At 41.4% G+C, this 15,896-nt stretch carries 20 protein-coding genes, 2 tRNA genes, 1 pseudogene and 1 CRISPR repeat array; of the genes and pseudogenes, 4 read left to right on the forward strand and 19 right to left on the reverse strand.

What is annotated here, in order from left to right; genetic code table 11:
- Positions 1-540, forward strand: a 540-nt coding sequence (locus AC5JL8_RS37255) for a tetratricopeptide repeat protein (RefSeq protein ID WP_495884716.1), incomplete at its 5' end; no start/stop codon positions are given.
- On the opposite strand, the gene AC5JL8_RS37260 is transcribed toward AC5JL8_RS37255, so the two are convergent.
- The 5 genes and pseudogenes from AC5JL8_RS37260 to AC5JL8_RS37280 all read right to left on the reverse strand — a co-directional run bounded on the left by AC5JL8_RS37260 (position 482) and on the right by AC5JL8_RS37280 (position 4,251).
- Complete coding sequence (locus tag AC5JL8_RS37260) at positions 482-1,081, reverse strand: DUF1016 N-terminal domain-containing protein (protein WP_495884717.1); 600 nt, start codon at positions 1,079-1,081, stop codon at positions 482-484. The genes AC5JL8_RS37255 and AC5JL8_RS37260 overlap by 59 nt on opposite strands.
- Positions 1,078-1,695: pseudogene (locus AC5JL8_RS37265) on the reverse strand (restriction endonuclease subunit S); the annotation flags it as partial. The gene AC5JL8_RS37260 and the pseudogene AC5JL8_RS37265, both read right to left, overlap by 4 nt.
- A gap of 57 nt (positions 1,696-1,752) precedes the next feature.
- The gene (locus AC5JL8_RS37270; protein WP_495884718.1) at positions 1,753-2,295 is read right to left on the reverse strand and encodes a restriction endonuclease subunit S; all 543 of its coding nucleotides are present in this window, start codon (positions 2,293-2,295) and stop codon (positions 1,753-1,755) included.
- On the reverse strand, positions 2,292-3,806 hold the full coding sequence (locus tag AC5JL8_RS37275) for a class I SAM-dependent DNA methyltransferase (protein ID WP_495884719.1): 1,515 nt from the start codon (positions 3,804-3,806) through the stop codon (positions 2,292-2,294). Before AC5JL8_RS37275 ends, AC5JL8_RS37270 begins: the two co-directional genes overlap by 4 nt.
- Before the next feature lie 271 nt (positions 3,807-4,077).
- On the reverse strand, positions 4,078-4,251 hold the full coding sequence (locus AC5JL8_RS37280; protein WP_495884720.1) for a hypothetical protein: 174 nt from the start codon (positions 4,249-4,251) through the stop codon (positions 4,078-4,080).
- A gap of 159 nt (positions 4,252-4,410) precedes the next feature.
- Here AC5JL8_RS37280 and cas12k point away from each other — a divergent pair, with 159 nt between their 5' ends.
- Complete coding sequence (cas12k, locus tag AC5JL8_RS37285; RefSeq protein ID WP_495884721.1) at positions 4,411-6,330, forward strand: type V CRISPR-associated protein Cas12k; 1,920 nt, start codon at positions 4,411-4,413, stop codon at positions 6,328-6,330.
- A 506-nt stretch (positions 6,331-6,836) separates the two neighbouring features.
- Positions 6,837-7,243: a CRISPR direct-repeat array (repeat unit 37 nt; unit sequence GTTTCAACAACCATTCCGGCTAGGGGTGGGTTGAAAG).
- 451 nt (positions 7,244-7,694) lie between these two features.
- Here the strand turns inward: cas12k and AC5JL8_RS37290 are convergent.
- The 5 genes from AC5JL8_RS37290 to AC5JL8_RS37310 form a co-directional block, all read right to left on the reverse strand.
- Positions 7,695-7,766: transfer RNA gene (locus tag AC5JL8_RS37290), tRNA-Val, on the reverse strand.
- Between the two features lie 87 nt (positions 7,767-7,853).
- Positions 7,854-8,582 carry a RadC family protein gene (gene radC / locus AC5JL8_RS37295; RefSeq protein ID WP_495884722.1) on the reverse strand — a complete coding sequence of 243 codons (729 nt, stop codon included), beginning with the start codon at positions 8,580-8,582 and terminating at the stop codon, positions 7,854-7,856.
- A gap of 216 nt (positions 8,583-8,798) precedes the next feature.
- Positions 8,799-9,737, reverse strand: coding sequence for a phosphoribulokinase (locus tag AC5JL8_RS37300; RefSeq protein WP_495884734.1), 939 nt, complete (start codon positions 9,735-9,737; stop codon positions 8,799-8,801).
- Positions 9,738-9,846: 109 nt separating this feature from the next.
- Positions 9,847-10,008, reverse strand: coding sequence for a hypothetical protein (locus tag AC5JL8_RS37305; protein ID WP_495884723.1), 162 nt, complete (start codon positions 10,006-10,008; stop codon positions 9,847-9,849).
- A complete protein-coding gene (locus AC5JL8_RS37310) occupies positions 10,001-10,435 on the reverse strand; it encodes a CoA-binding protein (protein WP_495884724.1) in 435 nt (144 codons plus the stop codon). Before AC5JL8_RS37310 ends, AC5JL8_RS37305 begins: the two co-directional genes overlap by 8 nt.
- A 66-nt stretch (positions 10,436-10,501) precedes the next feature.
- Between AC5JL8_RS37310 and AC5JL8_RS37315 the strand changes: the two genes are divergently transcribed.
- Entirely contained in the window at positions 10,502-11,164 is a 663-nt protein-coding gene (locus tag AC5JL8_RS37315; RefSeq protein ID WP_495884725.1) for a class I SAM-dependent methyltransferase, read from the forward strand.
- A 36-nt stretch (positions 11,165-11,200) separates the two neighbouring features.
- On the opposite strand, the gene trhO is transcribed toward AC5JL8_RS37315, so the two are convergent.
- Positions 11,201-12,103, reverse strand: coding sequence for an oxygen-dependent tRNA uridine(34) hydroxylase TrhO (gene trhO / locus AC5JL8_RS37320; protein ID WP_495884726.1), 903 nt, complete (start codon positions 12,101-12,103; stop codon positions 11,201-11,203).
- 71 nt (positions 12,104-12,174) lie between these two features.
- Between trhO and AC5JL8_RS37325 the strand changes: the two genes are divergently transcribed.
- Positions 12,175-12,247, forward strand: a tRNA-Ala gene (locus tag AC5JL8_RS37325).
- Positions 12,248-12,269: 22 nt separating this feature from the next.
- Here AC5JL8_RS37325 and AC5JL8_RS37330 read toward each other — a convergent pair.
- The 8 genes from AC5JL8_RS37330 to AC5JL8_RS37365 all read right to left on the reverse strand — a co-directional run bounded on the left by AC5JL8_RS37330 (position 12,270) and on the right by AC5JL8_RS37365 (position 15,552).
- Positions 12,270-12,926, reverse strand: a complete 657-nt coding sequence (locus tag AC5JL8_RS37330) for a class I SAM-dependent methyltransferase (RefSeq protein ID WP_495884727.1) — start codon at positions 12,924-12,926, stop codon at positions 12,270-12,272.
- Positions 12,927-12,952: 26 nt separating this feature from the next.
- A complete protein-coding gene (locus AC5JL8_RS37335) occupies positions 12,953-13,516 on the reverse strand; it encodes a Uma2 family endonuclease (RefSeq protein WP_495884728.1) in 564 nt (187 codons plus the stop codon).
- A 300-nt stretch (positions 13,517-13,816) separates the two neighbouring features.
- Positions 13,817-14,038, reverse strand: a complete 222-nt coding sequence (locus AC5JL8_RS37340; protein WP_495884729.1) for a DUF6887 family protein — start codon at positions 14,036-14,038, stop codon at positions 13,817-13,819.
- The gene (locus tag AC5JL8_RS37345; protein ID WP_495884735.1) at positions 14,035-14,211 is read right to left on the reverse strand and encodes a DUF6888 family protein; all 177 of its coding nucleotides are present in this window, start codon (positions 14,209-14,211) and stop codon (positions 14,035-14,037) included. The genes AC5JL8_RS37340 and AC5JL8_RS37345 overlap by 4 nt, the downstream gene beginning before the upstream one ends.
- A gap of 334 nt (positions 14,212-14,545) precedes the next feature.
- Positions 14,546-14,728 (reverse strand): type II toxin-antitoxin system RelE/ParE family toxin, encoded by a 183-nt coding sequence (locus AC5JL8_RS37350; RefSeq protein WP_495884730.1) that lies wholly within the window; start codon positions 14,726-14,728, stop codon positions 14,546-14,548.
- A 98-nt stretch (positions 14,729-14,826) separates the two neighbouring features.
- Positions 14,827-15,054, reverse strand: a complete 228-nt coding sequence (locus tag AC5JL8_RS37355) for a hypothetical protein (protein ID WP_495884731.1) — start codon at positions 15,052-15,054, stop codon at positions 14,827-14,829.
- Positions 15,055-15,151: 97 nt separating this feature from the next.
- Positions 15,152-15,295: a hypothetical protein gene (locus AC5JL8_RS37360; RefSeq protein WP_495884732.1), complete on the reverse strand. Its 144-nt coding sequence runs from the start codon at positions 15,293-15,295 to the stop codon at positions 15,152-15,154.
- Positions 15,296-15,408: 113 nt separating this feature from the next.
- Entirely contained in the window at positions 15,409-15,552 is a 144-nt protein-coding gene (locus AC5JL8_RS37365) for a hypothetical protein (RefSeq protein ID WP_495884733.1), read from the reverse strand.
- Positions 15,553-15,896 lie beyond the last annotated feature (344 nt).

Genomic DNA, 15,896 nt, shown 5'->3' on the forward strand with positions numbered 1-15,896 from the left:
GCTGCAACGCAAAATAATCTCGCCAATGCCTACAGCAATAGAATCAAAGGAGACAGGGCAGATAACATTGAAACAGCGATCGCTGCTTACACTGCTGCTTTAACTGTCTACACTAGGGAAGAATTCCCTGTTGATTGGGCTGTAACGCAAAATAATCTCGCCAATGCCTACAGCAATAGAATCAAAGGAGACAGGGCAGATAACATTGACAAAGCGATCGCTACTTACAAAGAGGCTCTGAAAGTTAGGACTTTTGAAGCTTTTCCCCAAGACTATACAGAAACTTTGTGGGGGCTAGGAATTGCTTACCAAAACGCAAACCAGTTTGACTTAGCGTACAATACTTTTGAGTCTGCCATTGCAACTATAGAATCTTTACGAGAAGAAATAGTATCTGGAGAAGAAACCAAGCGCAAACAAGCGGAACACTTTAACCAAGTTTATAGCCGCATGGTAGAAGTTTGCTGCGAATTAAATAAGATTACCGAAGCAATTGAATATGTTGAACGTAGTAAAACCCGCAATTTAAAGGGTCTTTGAGTAAAATATCGGGTGATACCTGTTGAGTTTGGCGCAGTTGCTCTAAGTCATGGCGGATGGTTTCTTCGGGTTTGCGGGATAGGGCAGTGCGCTCAAATAGCATAGAGTTAATACGTTCTTGCAGTTGGCGGACGCTCCATCGTTCCAGTTGGGCAATTTCAATATAAAATTCTCGTTTTAGGGGATCGTCTATTGCTGTTAAAAGTCGCAGATGTGACCAACTCAATTTGGAACACAGTGTGTTCACAATCTCGATATTTGGAAATGTCTCAGCAAACTGGAGGCAATGTCGCAGTTGTCTTTCACCCCAGCCTTTACCATAGGTTTGCGTTAGCTGCTGAGATAAAGAAACAATGATTTGTTTGCCATATTCAGCCCGTTGACCTTGTAAAACTTCGGTTTGGATGCGTTTACCAACTTGCCAATATAACAAAGTTATTTCTGCATTGATGGCAACGGCGGCGCGTTGTTTGGCGGTGTCAATCAATTGCCGAATTTCTTGAAATAACAGATCGTTTGGTTTCGTCAAATCATCGCTCATGCTGCCATTTCCTGTTTAGCAGTTTTTGGGGTATCTGCGGTGAGTTCGCCAGTGAATGCTTTTTGCAGGATGGATTGTTTGAGTTCTTTGAGTGCAGCGATTTTTTGGCGGTAGATGATTTCAAGGCTTTGGGTTTTTCTTAAGACACAACTTATTTCTGAGGCTAAAGTAATTTGTTCAGAATATAGCGGAATTGGAACTCGAATTTTTTTTATGCTTTGCAAACTGATAGTTCCTTGTGTTGTACCAGCAACGAATTTTTCTATTTGCTGCTGGCAATTAGGACTTCTCAAGAAAAAATAAACTAACTGGGAATTTATTTGAGGAATTATAAAAACAGTATTTTGTCCAAGACAAAATAATTCATCAGATTCAACTAAAGCTGGAACACCATAAGAACCAACACGAGAGAGAACAATATCTCCTATTTTTGGTGTATGTCTTTTAGAAAATTCAACAAAGGTTGAATTATCAACTCTACGCGCATTACTGAGGTTTAAGACCCCATCTTTAATATCAGTTACTCTTACCATTGGAAAGCCCCCCTCATCAATATAAGAAGGTGTCTTATGAAGTGAATCTATAAGTTCAGCTATATCTCCTAAATACTTTTCCTCCCACCCATCGCCTTTATGGTTAAAAACAGCATTTAGATAGCTTTCAAATAGTTCTCAAGAGTTGGCAAGGTTTTTTTCAGTGTTTGCGATCGCTCTATCAATCCCCTCAAACGCCTCATCCAAAATCACCACAATCCGTTTTTGTTCTAGGAGCGGTGGGATATAAGTAGTAAAGTTGAACAGATGATCGCGGTTAACCTTAGGCATTCCAGCCCGACTTGACCCTTCAATTGCGTATTCAGTGAATTCCCTACTTATTAGTAAATAAAACAAGAAGTCCCGATCTAATTGAGTAGTATCCGGTGATAGAGGATATACATCCGCACTGCACAAGCCATCGAAGTCTGGTCTAGCAACTTTCATAAGATATGGGCGGATCTTACTATAAAGAACCATAGTTCTATCAAATAAAAATTTCCCGGATTTTAGCCCTTCCTCTTTAGCTGTTTTAATATCAACCAGATCCCCTGTTTCTGAAATCATATTCCCAGCACCAATATGAAGTAGATTGATGAACTCAGGTTTGCGAGGATCTACAAGTGTTGACGAGATTTCACATACTTCTCCTAATCTCTTCTTTATCCACCTCTGGTTCATACCATCCCCCCAATACCAGCTAAAATCTCTGCACTCTCCGCATCCAAAGCTGCAATTTCATCCAAAATTTCTTGCGGTTCTCGTAACGTCGATTCTTCAGCCTTATTCGGATTCTTCACCGACAAATCAAACGTTACCTGATCAATATCAGCAATATCCACTAACCAAGACTTTTCCGACTCTGCAAACGTAGCCTGAAAATCTACAAACTCACGCAAATCTTCATCATTCAGCGCATTTGTTTTCCCCAAACTACGCCCAGGATCGAGTTGGTAATACCAAATTTTCTGAGTTGCCATTCCCTGAGTTAAAGGTTTTCCCTGAGAAAATAACGGCGTTCCCTGAACAGCATCGAAGGGCTTTCCTTTCTCAAAAAACAGCACCACCGTTTTTACTCCCGCCCCGATAAAAGTCCCACTCGGACAATCCAAAATCGTGTGCAGATTGCAACTACTCAAAAGCTCTTGACGCAACGCCCGCGAAGCATTGTCCGAATTTGACAGGAATGTATTTTTGATTACCACTGCCGCCCTACCGCCCATCTTCAGCATTTTGATGAAATGCTGCAAAAACAAAAACGCCGTTTCCCCAGTCTTAATCGGGAAATTCTGCTGTACTTCCTTGCGTTCCTTCCCCCCAAATGGCGGGTTAGCCAAAATGACATCAAAACGATTCTTGTCTTGAATATCACTGAGATTTTCCGTCAGCGTATTGTTGTGGATAATATTCGGCGCATCAATGCCATGCAAAATCATATTCATTATGGCTATCACATACGCCAAACTTTTCTTTTCTTTACCCGTAAACGTATGTTTTTGCAGTATTTCAAGCTCTTTTGTTGTCAGCTTCCCCCGACGTAAATAGTCGTAACTCTCGCACAAAAACCCAGCCGAACCACAAGCACCATCATAAATGCGATCGCCAATCTTCGGCTTCACCACTTGAATTATTGCGCGAATCAACGGACGCGGTGTGTAATATTCTCCACCGTTGCGCCCCGCATTCCCCATATTTTTGATTTTGGCTTCATAGAGATGCGATAGCTCGTGTTTCTCCTGTTGCGATCTAAACCGTAGCTCATCAATATATTCCAGCGCATCTCGCAAGCTGTAGCCGCTTTGAAACCTATTCTTAATCTCGCTAAAAATTTCCCCAATCTTGTATTCGATTGTGTCTGGACTGGTAGCCCGTTGCTTGAAACTCTGTAAATACGGGAATAACTTGCGGTTGACATAATCAATTAGATCATCGCCAATCAGCGCATTATCATGATCCAATGTACCATCTGCTTTTTTCGGTGCTGCCCAAGATGACCAACGATGCGCCTCATCAATAAGAAATTCGTATTGTTTGCCAGCTAACTCCGCCTCCAACGCTCTTTCCTGCTCCAAATCATCCAAATACTTCAGGAACAGCAACCAAGACGTTTGCTCAGTGTAATCTAACTCTGTAGTACAACCCGCCTCTTTCCAGAGAACATCATCAATATTTTTAAAAGTTTGCTCAAACATTTAGCCTTACTGTGGAATTTTTAATATCAATAACTTGGCTCATAATTCTACACCTATAAAGTGAAAGGAGCCTTCGCTTCATTAAGATGCTATGTTACGAATATAACAGTGTAAATAGTTAATCTAATCTAAGATTTCCAAGCTTGGATTAGACTTTGCAACTAAATATTAAGTTTAAACCTAGGTTTCTTAACCAAGTTAAGAAAACTGTTACTAAACAGTTTTATGCCATATATTATACAAGCATTACAGCAATTGTAACCATAACCCTTTAACTCCCCTGCGCCTTGTCACCACCAGGGGACTCTTTTTTTTGCAACCAATCTCGAATCGCCTCCTCCAAAGCCGCAGTCTGCGTCACTTCCAGACGCGCACAGGCGATTTCAAACGCGATTTTTAGGTCTTTAGGGAGTCTCCCCCGAACTTCTCTAGTTTCTTCTGCCATCCTAATTTGAAGCCAAAGCTTGCGGCTTTTATTTTTGCATAGCCTCTCAGGAAAAAAACATTTGCGTCATTACGCTATTGCGCTATTGCGCTATAATATTCTCAGTAAAAAAATTAATAACCCTGTCAGTTTTACCGAAACCACAAAGCTGAGGACACCATGAGCGTTATTACAATTCAATGTCGCTTGGTTGCTGAAGAAGAAACACTCCGCCATCTTTGGGAGCTAATGGCAGAGAAAAATACGCCCCTGGCAAATGAGATATTGGAGCGATTAGCAAAACATGATGACTTTAAAACTTGGGTTGAAGATGCTATAGTCCCCAAAACTGTTATTAAAGAACTATGTGACTTTCTCAAAAATCAAGAACCCTTTGCAGGTCAACCCGGTCGTTTTTACACTTCTGCAACAACATTAGTTAAGTACATATATAAATCTTGGTTAAAATTAAATCGGCAACTGCAACGGAAAATACAAGGAAAGGAACGATGGCTAAACATGCTCAAAAGCGATGCTGAACTTGAGAAAGAAAGCAATTCAACAATAGAAACTATTCGTCAAAAAGCCAGTGAAATATTAATTTCTTTAAATGCACAGAGGACAAAAAATATAGAGCTTAAATCTATAAAGCCAAAAAATCAGAAGCAGGTACAGACCGTTCAATCACCAAAAATAACATCTAGTGTACTTTTTGAATCTTATCTTCAAGCCGAAGATACTTTAACGCAATGTGCTATAGTATATCTCCTAAAAAATAATTTTAAAATTAACTCTAATGAAGAAGATATTGATAAGTATTTAAAACAAAGACGAAAAAAAGAAATTGAAATAGAAAGATTAAAAGACCAACTTAAAAGTAGAGTTCCCAAAGGAAGAGATTTGACGGGTGAACGATGGTTGTCTACTTTAGAGCAAGCAGTTAGTACTACTTTTAAAGATGAGAACGAAGCTAAATCTTGGCAAGCTGGACTTTTAAGAAAATCTAGTAACCTTCCTTTCCCAGTCCTTTACGAAACAAACGAAGATATGAAATGGGAAATGAATGATAAAGGCAGATTATTTGTAAGCTTTAATGGGTTAAGCAAGCTGAAATTTGAAGTATTTTGCGATAAAAGACACCTGTATTTATTTCATCGCTTTCTTGAAGACCAAGAAACCAAACGCCAGGGGAAAAACCAACACTCTAGTGCCCTATTCACTTTGCGATCGGGACGAATAGCTTGGTCAGAGCAAGCAGGAAAAGGACAACCTTGGAATCTATCCCGTCTACATCTTTTTTGCTCTCTTGATACCCTTATGCTTACTTCGCAAGGAACTCAACAAGTTATAGAGAAAAAAATTACAGGTGTTCAAGACAAATTAGCTAAAGCCCAAGAAAAAGAAAAAGAAGAAGGAGGGTTAAATTCTCAGCAACAAGCTGATGTGATTCGCAAAAAGTCTACACTAGCTAAAATCAAAACTCCATTTTCTCGTCCTAGCAAACCTTTGTACCAAGGTAAATCTCATATTATAGTAGGTGTTAGCCTTGGTTTAGAAAAACTTGCAACTATAGCTGTATTTGATGCAGTTAGCAATAAAGTCCTCGCATATCGCAGTACCAAACAATTATTAGGCAGTAAGTACAATTTATTAAATCGCCAGCGACAGCAAAAAAAGCGTCTTTCCCAAGAAAGGCATAAATCCCAAAAACAGTTTGCTCCAAATAATTTTGGCGAATCAGCACTGGGACAATATGTAGATAGACTATTAGCCAAGGAAATTGTAGCGGTTGCTAAAACCTATGGAGCAGGAACTATTGTTGTGCCAAAACTTAGCGACATGCGGGAAATAATTCAAAGCGAAGTACAAGCCAAAGCCGAAAACAAAATACCTGGTTTTGTTGAAGGGCAAAAAAACTATGCTAAGTCTTATCGTATAAGCGTCCATAACTGGAGCTATGGCAGGTTAATTGAAAGCATCAATACCCAATCAGCAAAAGTTGGGATTGTTATCGAAACAGGACAACAACCAACTAAAGGCAGTCCGCAAGAACAAGCAAGAGACTTAGCTTTGTTTGCTTATCAATATCGAATTGCTTAATCAAATTAAACACAACTACAGTACCTTGAAAACCTAATATATAAGATGAACAGCGCCGCAGTTCATGCTCTTTGAGCCAATGTGCTGCGATAAATCTGGGTTAGTTTGACGGTTGGAAAACCGTTATGCTTTCTGACCCTGGTAGCTGCCCGCTTCTGATGCTGCCATCTGTAGAATTCTATAGATGGGATAGGTGCGCTCCCAGCAATAAGGAGTAAGGCTTTTAGCTGTAGCCGTTGTTCTCAACGGTGCGGGTTACCGCAGTGGTGGCTACTGAATCACCCCCTTCGTCGGGGGAACCCTCTCAAATATTTTTTTGGCATGTCGAAGCGGGGGCAAAATCCCTGGAGTCCTGCCAAAATCTTAAAACCCTTGTAGTGTCTTAACTTCAGAAGCTACTATGTCAGTTGATTTAGTTTTTTGATATGAGACAAAGGAAGCTTTTTCAGAGATATGCCAAATTTTTACCTGGAAAGCTTTATTTGCAAGGAGTCTAGGCGGCAGGGGTTTCAACAACCATTCCGGCTAGGGGTGGGTTGAAAGAGGTTCAGTTAATTTCTCAAATACCAACCAAAGTAGAGTTTCAACAACCATTCCGGCTAGGGGTGGGTTGAAAGGCCGCATCGGTGTAATTGAGGTTCCGGGTGAATTGGTTTCAACAACCATTCCGGCTAGGGGTGGGTTGAAAGTTCGACTGGGAGCAAGGCGAGGGTGATGAAATCGGAACAGGGAAAGTTTCAACAACCATTCCGGCTAGGGGTGGGTTGAAAGCTTTAGTATTCCCCTCCAAGGGCGGTTACCCTATAAGTTTCAACAACCATTCCGGCTAGGGGTGGGTTGAAAGGACTCCAGATAGCTAGCAAAAATTTGCGGCTTGTTTCAACAACCATTCCGGCTAGGGGTGGGTTGAAAATCATTGTATCTAAATCGCAAAGATAGCATTTGTAATATAGCTTTCATCAACTAGCCTAACTAAGGGGTGCATTGAGTGAAACTTAAAGTTTAAAATGGTTGTCATTGCGGTTTAATTTTATGGGAGGGTTGAAAGGCGCACATCCTTCACACCATTAAAATTACTCAATTAATTTTGATGGTATCAATGCGTTATTAATAGTTCAGATGGTTTCAAGAAAATTATTACTTTATTAGCTAACGACGATCATGCTGCTTTTGAACGGCATGAATTTGCAAAAATACTGCTTGACAAATAATTCGTCACTCTACATTTTTTTCAGCGACATTAATTTGTTAACGAATCTATGGTATAAATCGACGACAACAATTTGTTAAGACGACATTTAAATCGTTAATGACGACAATAATCTGTTAACGACGACAAATAATTAGTTAATCGACAATATAAGTGGGCGATACTGGATTTGAACCAGTGACCCCATCCGTGTGAAGGATGTGCGCTACCCCTGTGCTAATCGCCCGCAAGCACTCAATATAACATATCTCCCATCATCAAGAAGAGATAAAGAAGTGCAGGTAAAAGATTTATCTCTGTGCATTCGTTGTTTTTAATCGCCTTGGGGACACTCATCCCATAACGTTGTAGTTTCTCGTATACTCTGGTGGTTGCCATTGCCCAAAATTAGATGATCTAACAGAGGAATGCCTAAAAACTGCGCTCCCGCTAATAACTGACGTGTCAATTCGATATCTTCTTGGCTGGGTTCAACGTTACCAGAGGGATGGTTATGTGCCACTATTACCCGCGTTGCTCCTTGACGAATGACTTCCCGAAAGATTTCTCGCGGAGATGCTAAAGTTTCGGTAGCAGTGCCAATAGTAATAACTTGCGTACCTAGCAAACGATTCTTGACATCTAAAAGCAGCACAGCAAAACGTTCTTTTGTTTGCCACATTAAACTTTGACTGAGAGCCGCCGCCGCCGCAACTGGGCTATCAATGGGTGTGCCATCTGGACGAGATTGAAAAGCGCGTTTGCCCAATTCAATTGCCGCTAAAATAGTTGTTGCCTTCGCCGGCCCGATACCAGGAATTTGCATCAATTCGGCAGGGGTAACTTCTCGCAGAACTATCAAGGGGTCACGTTCATGTTTGCCCAATTCGCTCAAAATATACTGTCCCAAACCTACAGCAGAAAGTTTTCCCGGCCCTTGACCAGTACCTAACAAAATTGCAATTAACTCAGCTGTAGCGAGAACTTTTGGGCCATGAGTCATTAACCGCTCACGCGGACGCTCAGTCTCAGGTATATCAGCAATTCTGAGGCAATAGGTCATAGAAGGGCTAAGAAAATAGATAAAAAAGATAGAACTATCTTTAGTTATCCCTTGTTTACTCTCATAATTATGCCTCTCCTACAAAATCTTTAATCTTTGCAAGCGCAACAGTATCTTAGCTAAGAGGTTTTGAATAAGCCTGAAAGTAAATTCTTTGCGTCTTTGCGCCTTTGCGTGAGACAAAAATCATCCCAATAATCAGCAACGCCGAATTGCTTACTGATATATTTGCGTTGCCTTGAGCATATGGTAAGTAATTATTAACTGGGTAAGAGCAAGAGGGTAACTTTGGAGCGTTTCCCCAGTTGTACCAGCGATTTTACCCAACTCTGGATTGCTTTCGCGATCGCATATACTCTTTAAATGCGGCATATCAGAACATATAATCTGCTCTAGCTTATTCACTTGCTCCAAAGTGGCGTGACCATCGACTTCCAACACGTCTACAGGCTTACTCATATCCCGATCTAATCCTAGACGGATTGCTGACTCCAAATTTCCATTAGGAGATTTGATAATTTGCGTAAAATCTGGATGAGGAATTGTTGGACGAAGCACTAAACGCACATTTAGATGTCCATTTGTTTCATCTGCTGCGTCATCGGGCGGATAAAAACTTACGACTATATCTGACCATTGCCGTTGTGGACGGATAAACTGCTCTGAGTCTGGTTCACGCTTCTCTAATTCTGCCAGTACTTGTTCAGGTGTATAACCCCGCTTTTGTGTATCCCGCTTAACTTTCCACTGGGCACGTATGGATTCAGGGGGTGCAAGGTAAACTTTAACATCGTAGGCATCACGGGCAGCACGAGTAGAATAACCGAGTAATCCTTCGATAATTACGAATTTACTGGGTTTGATATAGTGCGGTGGCTCAAACGTACCAGTCTTGTGGCTGTAAACTGGTTTGAGAATTGATTGTCCTGTACGTAGCAGCGATAGGTGCTGCTGCATGATATCTAGATAGTTGCAATCGGGGTGGAGGGCAGTAATACCAATTTCTGCACGTTGTTTGCGATCGTAACGGTGGTAATCATCCGTACAGATAATCGTGACATTTTCTGGCCCGAGTACCTGAGCAATCCCTTTAGTTAGTGTAGTTTTTCCAGCGGCACTGTCACCGACAATACCAAGAATTATTGGACGGCTCATCATACCCCCCTCAAAAAGAGTAAAGTAAGTCTACTAGTAATTGAAAATACTTGTAATTTTATAAGGGAATTGACCAGTAACTCAAGTAAAAATTTTGTACGCAACATCTCTACACATCTACTGCTTTCACACTCGTTAATGGCACAATCAACAACGCTAGTACATCACGAAATGTCCCGTTTCCTTCTTCAATTGATCCATTTGAGCTAATCTTCGTCCAGCGGGTAAGTAATTCATAGATTACCAAGCGATTATTTATACTGTTACTCACTTTTTGCTTCACCTATCCCCAACCGCAAATACTCAACTTTGATACAAGCATCCATGATGACGTTTAAACCAGCATCTAAAGCTTTCTGTGCTGATGCTTGATCCCAGATGCCCAATTGTGCCCACACCGTTTTGGCATTAATACAAATTGCTTCTTTGATAATTTCTGGCAGATACTCAGAACGGCGAAAAATATTGACAATATCCACGCTACCTGGAATTTCTCTTAGAGAAGGATAGCAAGGCTGACGATCAATTTCTTTAACTAAGGGGTTGACGGGATAGACGGTGTAACCTACTTTTCTCAGGAATTGGGCGATTTGATAGCTGGTGCGATCGCGCTTATCTGAATGACCGACTACAGCGATCGCTTTAGCCTGAGTTAATATCTGATACAGAGCATTGTCATCATTTTTGAAGTTTGGCATAGTCAGTTAACAGTAAAAAGTTATTAGTTATCAGTCTATTCACTGATTAGCAAACTTAGACTTGCCATGACAAAGCAGACACTGGGATTAGAACAACATCTATACAATTATTTACTATCAATTTCTTTACGAGAGCCGGAAATATTAACCCAATTAAGGCAGGAAACAAATCAGCATCCGATGGCGAGGATGCAAATTGCTCCTGAGCAAGGACAGTTTATGGCAATGTTAGTAAAATTACTGGGGGCAAAAAAAACTTTAGAGTTAGGGGTGTTTACTGGTTATAGTGCATTGGTGGTAGCTTTAGCATTACCCAGCGATGGCAAAGTAATAGCTTGTGATCTGAATGAGGAGTTTACAGCGATCGCTCGTCGTTATTGGCAGCAAGCAGGGGTGGCAGATAAAATTGACCTGCATATTGCCCCAGCACTGGAGACTTTGGATAGTTTGCTGACAGCAGGTGAGGCAGAAACGTTTGATTTTGCTTTTATCGATGCTGATAAGAGCAACTACGATGTTTATTATGAGCGATCGCTGCAACTAATACGTTCGGGTGGACTGATTGCGATCGATAATGTCCTCTGGTCAGGAAGAGTTGCTGATCCTCAAGTGCAGGACAACAGAACTCAAAAAATTCGCGCCTTTAACCAGAAACTGCATCAAGACCAGCGAGTTACTTTGAGTTTGATACCAATTGCCGATGGTTTAACACTGGCACTAAAAAATTAAAAATTGCAAATCAAGACATTAGAAACTTGTAATTATTCATGTTTCATGCTTAATTTTTAAGAGAAACTGTCGTCTTTTTTCTTGCTGACGTACTCTTTTTTCCTCGGTGAGGCTATCAAAACAGTAGGGGCAAGCAATGCCTTCCTCGTACTTAGGAGAAGCCTTATCCTCCTCAGAAATTGGACGACCACAACCTTGACACAACTCGTAAGTGCCTGACTCCAAACCGTGACGGACGGCAACTCGTTCATCAAAGACAAAGCATTCTCCTTCCCACAAACTTTCTTGTGCGGGAACTTCTTCTAAATATTTGAGAATGCCACCTTTGAGATGATAGACTTCTGCAAAGCCTTGGGAAAGCATAAAGGATGAGGCTTTTTCACAGCGGATACCGCCAGTACAAAACAGTGCTACCTTTTTGTGTTTGTTGGGGTCGAGGTTGTGGCTAACATAATCTGGAAATTCACGAAATGAATGAGTTTGAGGATTTTTTGCTCCTTTAAAACTTCCAATATTCACCTCGTAATCATTGCGGGTATCAATCACAGTAACTTCCGGGTCAGAAATTAAATCATTCCATTCCTCAGGACTAACATAAGTACCAACTTGTTCATTGGGGTCAACTTCCGGCAAGCCCAAAGTAACTATTTCCGACTTCAACCGCACCTTCATCCGCTCAAACGGTGGAGTCTCAGCATAAGACTCTTTGTGTTCTATATCTGCTAAACGTGGATCAGAACGCAAAAATTCCAAAACTGAGTCAACTGCTTGACGTGAACCTGCAATTGTACCGTTAACACCTTCTTGCGCCAGTAAAATCGTTCCCTTGATACCTTGCTGTTGACAATAAGATAACAGCGGCTCTCGTTTTTCGGCAAAATCAGGCAAACTGACGAATTTATAAAGCGTTGCAACAACTAAAGTATTTTCTTGGTTCATTCCTTTAGCGACAGAACAATCTTAAGTTACAATAACAACGGCAGATAAAAATACTACCTTTTTAATTTTATGGGGGTTTAGCTCAGTTGGTAGAGCGCCTGCTTTGCAAGCAGGATGTCAGCGGTTCGAGTCCGCTAACCTCCATTTTGGTTGATTATTCTTAATTTCAAGAACGTTGAAACACTACCGAAAGGTTATTTGCAGGCATTTGGTAGGTTTGTTTTAACTTGAGGTGTTGTGTACTGGCTACTGCTACAACTTCTTCTAATTCCCGCACGCCCCACTCAGGATTTTGCGCTCTTAAAGAAGCATCGAAAGCTGCATTACTCGGCGCGGTATGTTCTCCGCCTTGTTTGAAAGGCCCATACAAATAGAGGATGCCACCTGGAGGCAGTATACGACCAGCACCCGCCATTAATCCCAAACAGGCTGACCAAGGTGAAATGTGAATCATATTGATGTTGACAATGGCGGCAATTGGTGAATCTTTTAAGCCTTCACTCAGCCACTCCGGTAAGATTTTCTCTTCCACTGTCCAAATTGGCAGACTAGCATCAAGTTCCAGAGGTGGATAAAGATTGTCACAGGGAAAGTGTTCAGACCATGCAGTAATGCTGGCTCGTAATTGCGGATTGGGGTCAGAAGGTAGCCATTTACGAGGGCTGAGGCGTGGGGCAAAAAATATTGCGTGTTCACCACTACCACTTGCTATTTCCAAGATAGTGCCATTTTTGGGCAAGACTTGTAAAAGCACTTCTAAGATGGGTTCTCGGTTGCGTTGCGTTGCTGGTGCGTATTGTCGCGTATCTTGTGGTGTATTCATCTGGCTATTTAGCAAATAATTAATTCTTACTCCAACAACCAAGCAAACAAATCCTTGATTGTAAGTTGAGCTTCACTTGCAAACGATCGCATAGGTAAAAGTGCATCTGGCTCATCAAACACCTCAGTTTCTTGCTTGGGGCGATAAACAAACACGGTTTCCTCATCCGGATCAATCAGCCACCCCATTTGAGTTCCATGCTTGAGACAATAGATAATATTTTTGGTTACCTTTGTCTGGCTTTGATCGGGAGACAAGATTTCAATTGTCCAATCGGGAGCAATGGAAAATATATTAGCAACTTCCCCATTCTCATCGCGCGGAATCCTACTCCAAACAAAAACTGCGATGTCAGCTACAGTTGAACGTCCGCCAAATGTACAACGCAACTCAGGAAATGCACGAGCAAGGCGTTTAGGCTTGACTATAAGATTGATAGCAGATACCAGTTCTCCTTGCAGCGTACTATGTTTGCCTTGTGGCATCGGTTTCTGGATAATTTGACCATCAATATACTCACTGGCGGGTTTCGTTTCTGGTAGTTGCAGAAACTCCTCTAGTGTCAGAGTTTTGGTTGCTGCTTGTAGCATTTAGGCATTGCCTCCAGAACTCAATACGGTTCAGTTAGCGCCAAAAACCTTTCAGGACTTGTGCAAAAATTCTCTGAAACTCTTATTTCTTCGTGTCCTTTGCGCTCTTCAAACAACAGCTGCTTCTATGATCGCTCCCTCCATTTTCCCAAAAGCATCAAGCAAACTCTGCAACTCTTTATCTGCTTTCATCACTGCTAACTTTCGCATTAAATGCCTTTTTAATACTTAACTTTATAGCTCAGAAGACAATCTGGATGCGATCGCACTGCAAAAAGATTGTTAAAATGCCGCGATCGCTTAATCTTGTCGCTTCTGTTCCAACTTCTTAACGTGTTCTTTGATCGCTGCTTCCATGATGGCGATGTTTTCAGGTGTGTCTGGAATTGGGTATAAATCAGTATCGTCAGAATTCGCTTCGAGACGATCAGCAAGTTTGTAAAATGCCTCATCGTCATTTCGATGTAAAAGTAAGTAAGCTCGCAATTGGGCGATGCTCATAGTGTCAAAGTCTGGTTTCATCTAAACCTCCACTTGCCATCACGGTAAATTACAACTTGCAAATCTTCACCCGCGAAGATGTACACAATACCTGTACGCTCATCAAAACGTACAAACTCTATGGAACGATAGAAGTTCGTCAGATATTGACAAACTTTTATGCAAGATTTTCCTTGTTCACCTGTTGGTAAAATTACCTCATCCTCACAACACCACTAATTCAATGTTAGGGGACTTAAAGTTATAGGGCGATAGCAGCCGAACAACAGACTTTCTACCATACCCTAACCCAAAATTCCTAATTACTTGATTGGTGCGTTGGCATAGACCGCCGCAGGATCGCTCAAAAATCTGGTTGTAACACAACAGTAATATTTGACAGAAAGTTAAGAAGCTACCAAGAATTTAATTTTTTGGAGTAATAGCAGAGTGATCGCTTGTTGTGTTGTTAAAGAAAGGGCGATCGCTCAAAATTATCGTTATAATTTAACAGCAACATTAAATAGCAAGTTGAGAGGCAAAAAGCAGTTAATACACCTCATCATGCGTTCCGATGTCAAGCAGGACAATCACTTCAGTATTCGTTTGCGTATCCTGTTCAATTGAGAAGACAACACGGCAGTCATAACCACAAGAGCAAGACTGAAGACCGTCGAGCTTACCACTTAGTTTATGAGTACCCAAGTTTGGGGAAAATACGTCCGCTTCCATCTGTTAAAGAGTGTCTTCAAGACGTTGCTGGAAATCAGGGTTTCGTTTAACAAACTTGCGGAATGCTCGTTTAAATTTAGGGGTTAAGACCAGCGGTCTCATGCTTCTGGCTCGTGCAAAGACTCGCGCAGTGCTGCAATAACATCCTCGGCTGACTGGTGTTGAAATTTGCCTGCATGGAAATCAGCTAAGGTTTGCTGGGCATCCGCAGCTATTTGTGTACGGCGACTTTCATAGTGGCGGTTTTGCAGAATTTTAATCAGCATTTCCTGCTGTTCATACGGTAGTTGCAAAGCAGTTTCTAGCACTTGGTCGAGGGTACTCATGGAATTAGGCTATCAACTCTAAATTTAAAATAGCTGATAAAGTTGATTAAATTGTAACGCTCCCAACTGTTCAAACAACAGCTGCCTCTACGTTCGTCTAAGACGTTGCCGTACCCCTACGCTTAAGCAAGCTACGCGCAGCGTCTCCGACAGGAGAAGGCATCGCTCCCTCCTTTTTCCCAAAAGCATCAAGCAAACTCTGCAACTCTTTATCTGCTTTCATCACTGCTAACTTTCGCATGAAATGCCTTTGTAACACTTAACTTTATGCTCAGAAGATAATCTGGATGCGATCGCACTGCAAAAGGATTGTTAGAACGCCGCGATGCTCATAGCGTCAAAGTCTGGTTTCATCTAAACCTCCACTAATTCAAGTTTAGGGGACTTAGGGTTATTGGGCGATCGCACCCGAACAACAGACTTTCCACCATACCTCAACCTAAAATTCCTAATTACTTGATTGGTGCGTTGGCGTAGCCCGCCGCAGGCATCGCTCATAACATTCTAAACTTGGGTATTACAAAGAAATATTCCGTATAAAGATCGCGAGGACAGGCGATCGCCATAAGAGGATGTCTGAGAAGTATTAAATATTTCGTTTGATCCCGCCTAGCCCCCCTTGGAAAGGGGGGAAATATATCAAAGTCCCCCTTGGAAAGGGGGATTTAGGGGGATCTATAAGTCTCAAATACAACATCAAAAAGTTTTCAGACATCCTCTAACTGATTACTTCATCCAAAAAATAAATAATGTCGATTTTAGTAAGCAAAATGAGCTTTGACTTTCTCAAAATGAGGTTTTACTTTCTCAAAATGCCTTTTGACTTATTCATTTTGGTGTTT

The sequence above is a fragment of the Mojavia sp. genome, from assembly GCF_059505145.1.

What these genes read in the sequence shown, in the direction of transcription:
- AC5JL8_RS37270 (WP_495884718.1), bottom strand. Translation starts at nt 2,295, where the DNA reads ATGAACCAGAGGTGGATAAAGAAGAGATTAGGAGAAGTATGTGAAATC.
- AC5JL8_RS37365 (WP_495884733.1), bottom strand. Translation starts at nt 15,552, where the DNA reads ATGAGCGATGCCTGCGGCGGGCTACGCCAACGCACCAATCAAGTAATT.
- AC5JL8_RS37330 (WP_495884727.1), bottom strand. Translation starts at nt 12,926, where the DNA reads ATGAATACACCACAAGATACGCGACAATACGCACCAGCAACGCAACGC.
- AC5JL8_RS37360 (WP_495884732.1), bottom strand. Translation starts at nt 15,295, where the DNA reads ATGCGAAAGTTAGCAGTGATGAAAGCAGATAAAGAGTTGCAGAGTTTG.
- AC5JL8_RS37275 (WP_495884719.1), bottom strand. Translation starts at nt 3,806, where the DNA reads ATGTTTGAGCAAACTTTTAAAAATATTGATGATGTTCTCTGGAAAGAG.
- AC5JL8_RS37300 (WP_495884734.1), bottom strand. Translation starts at nt 9,737, where the DNA reads ATGAGCCGTCCAATAATTCTTGGTATTGTCGGTGACAGTGCCGCTGGA.
- radC (WP_495884722.1), bottom strand. Translation starts at nt 8,582, where the DNA reads ATGACCTATTGCCTCAGAATTGCTGATATACCTGAGACTGAGCGTCCG.
- AC5JL8_RS37340 (WP_495884729.1), bottom strand. Translation starts at nt 14,038, where the DNA reads ATGAAACCAGACTTTGACACTATGAGCATCGCCCAATTGCGAGCTTAC.
- AC5JL8_RS37355 (WP_495884731.1), bottom strand. Translation starts at nt 15,054, where the DNA reads ATGAGTACCCTCGACCAAGTGCTAGAAACTGCTTTGCAACTACCGTAT.
- AC5JL8_RS37350 (WP_495884730.1), bottom strand. Translation starts at nt 14,728, where the DNA reads ATGGAAGCGGACGTATTTTCCCCAAACTTGGGTACTCATAAACTAAGT.
- AC5JL8_RS37335 (WP_495884728.1), bottom strand. Translation starts at nt 13,516, where the DNA reads ATGCTACAAGCAGCAACCAAAACTCTGACACTAGAGGAGTTTCTGCAA.
- AC5JL8_RS37280 (WP_495884720.1), bottom strand. Translation starts at nt 4,251, where the DNA reads ATGGCAGAAGAAACTAGAGAAGTTCGGGGGAGACTCCCTAAAGACCTA.
- AC5JL8_RS37315 (WP_495884725.1), top strand. Translation starts at nt 10,502, where the DNA reads ATGACAAAGCAGACACTGGGATTAGAACAACATCTATACAATTATTTA.
- AC5JL8_RS37310 (WP_495884724.1), bottom strand. Translation starts at nt 10,435, where the DNA reads ATGCCAAACTTCAAAAATGATGACAATGCTCTGTATCAGATATTAACT.
- trhO (WP_495884726.1), bottom strand. Translation starts at nt 12,103, where the DNA reads ATGAACCAAGAAAATACTTTAGTTGTTGCAACGCTTTATAAATTCGTC.
- cas12k (WP_495884721.1), top strand. Translation starts at nt 4,411, where the DNA reads ATGAGCGTTATTACAATTCAATGTCGCTTGGTTGCTGAAGAAGAAACA.
- AC5JL8_RS37260 (WP_495884717.1), bottom strand. Translation starts at nt 1,081, where the DNA reads ATGAGCGATGATTTGACGAAACCAAACGATCTGTTATTTCAAGAAATT.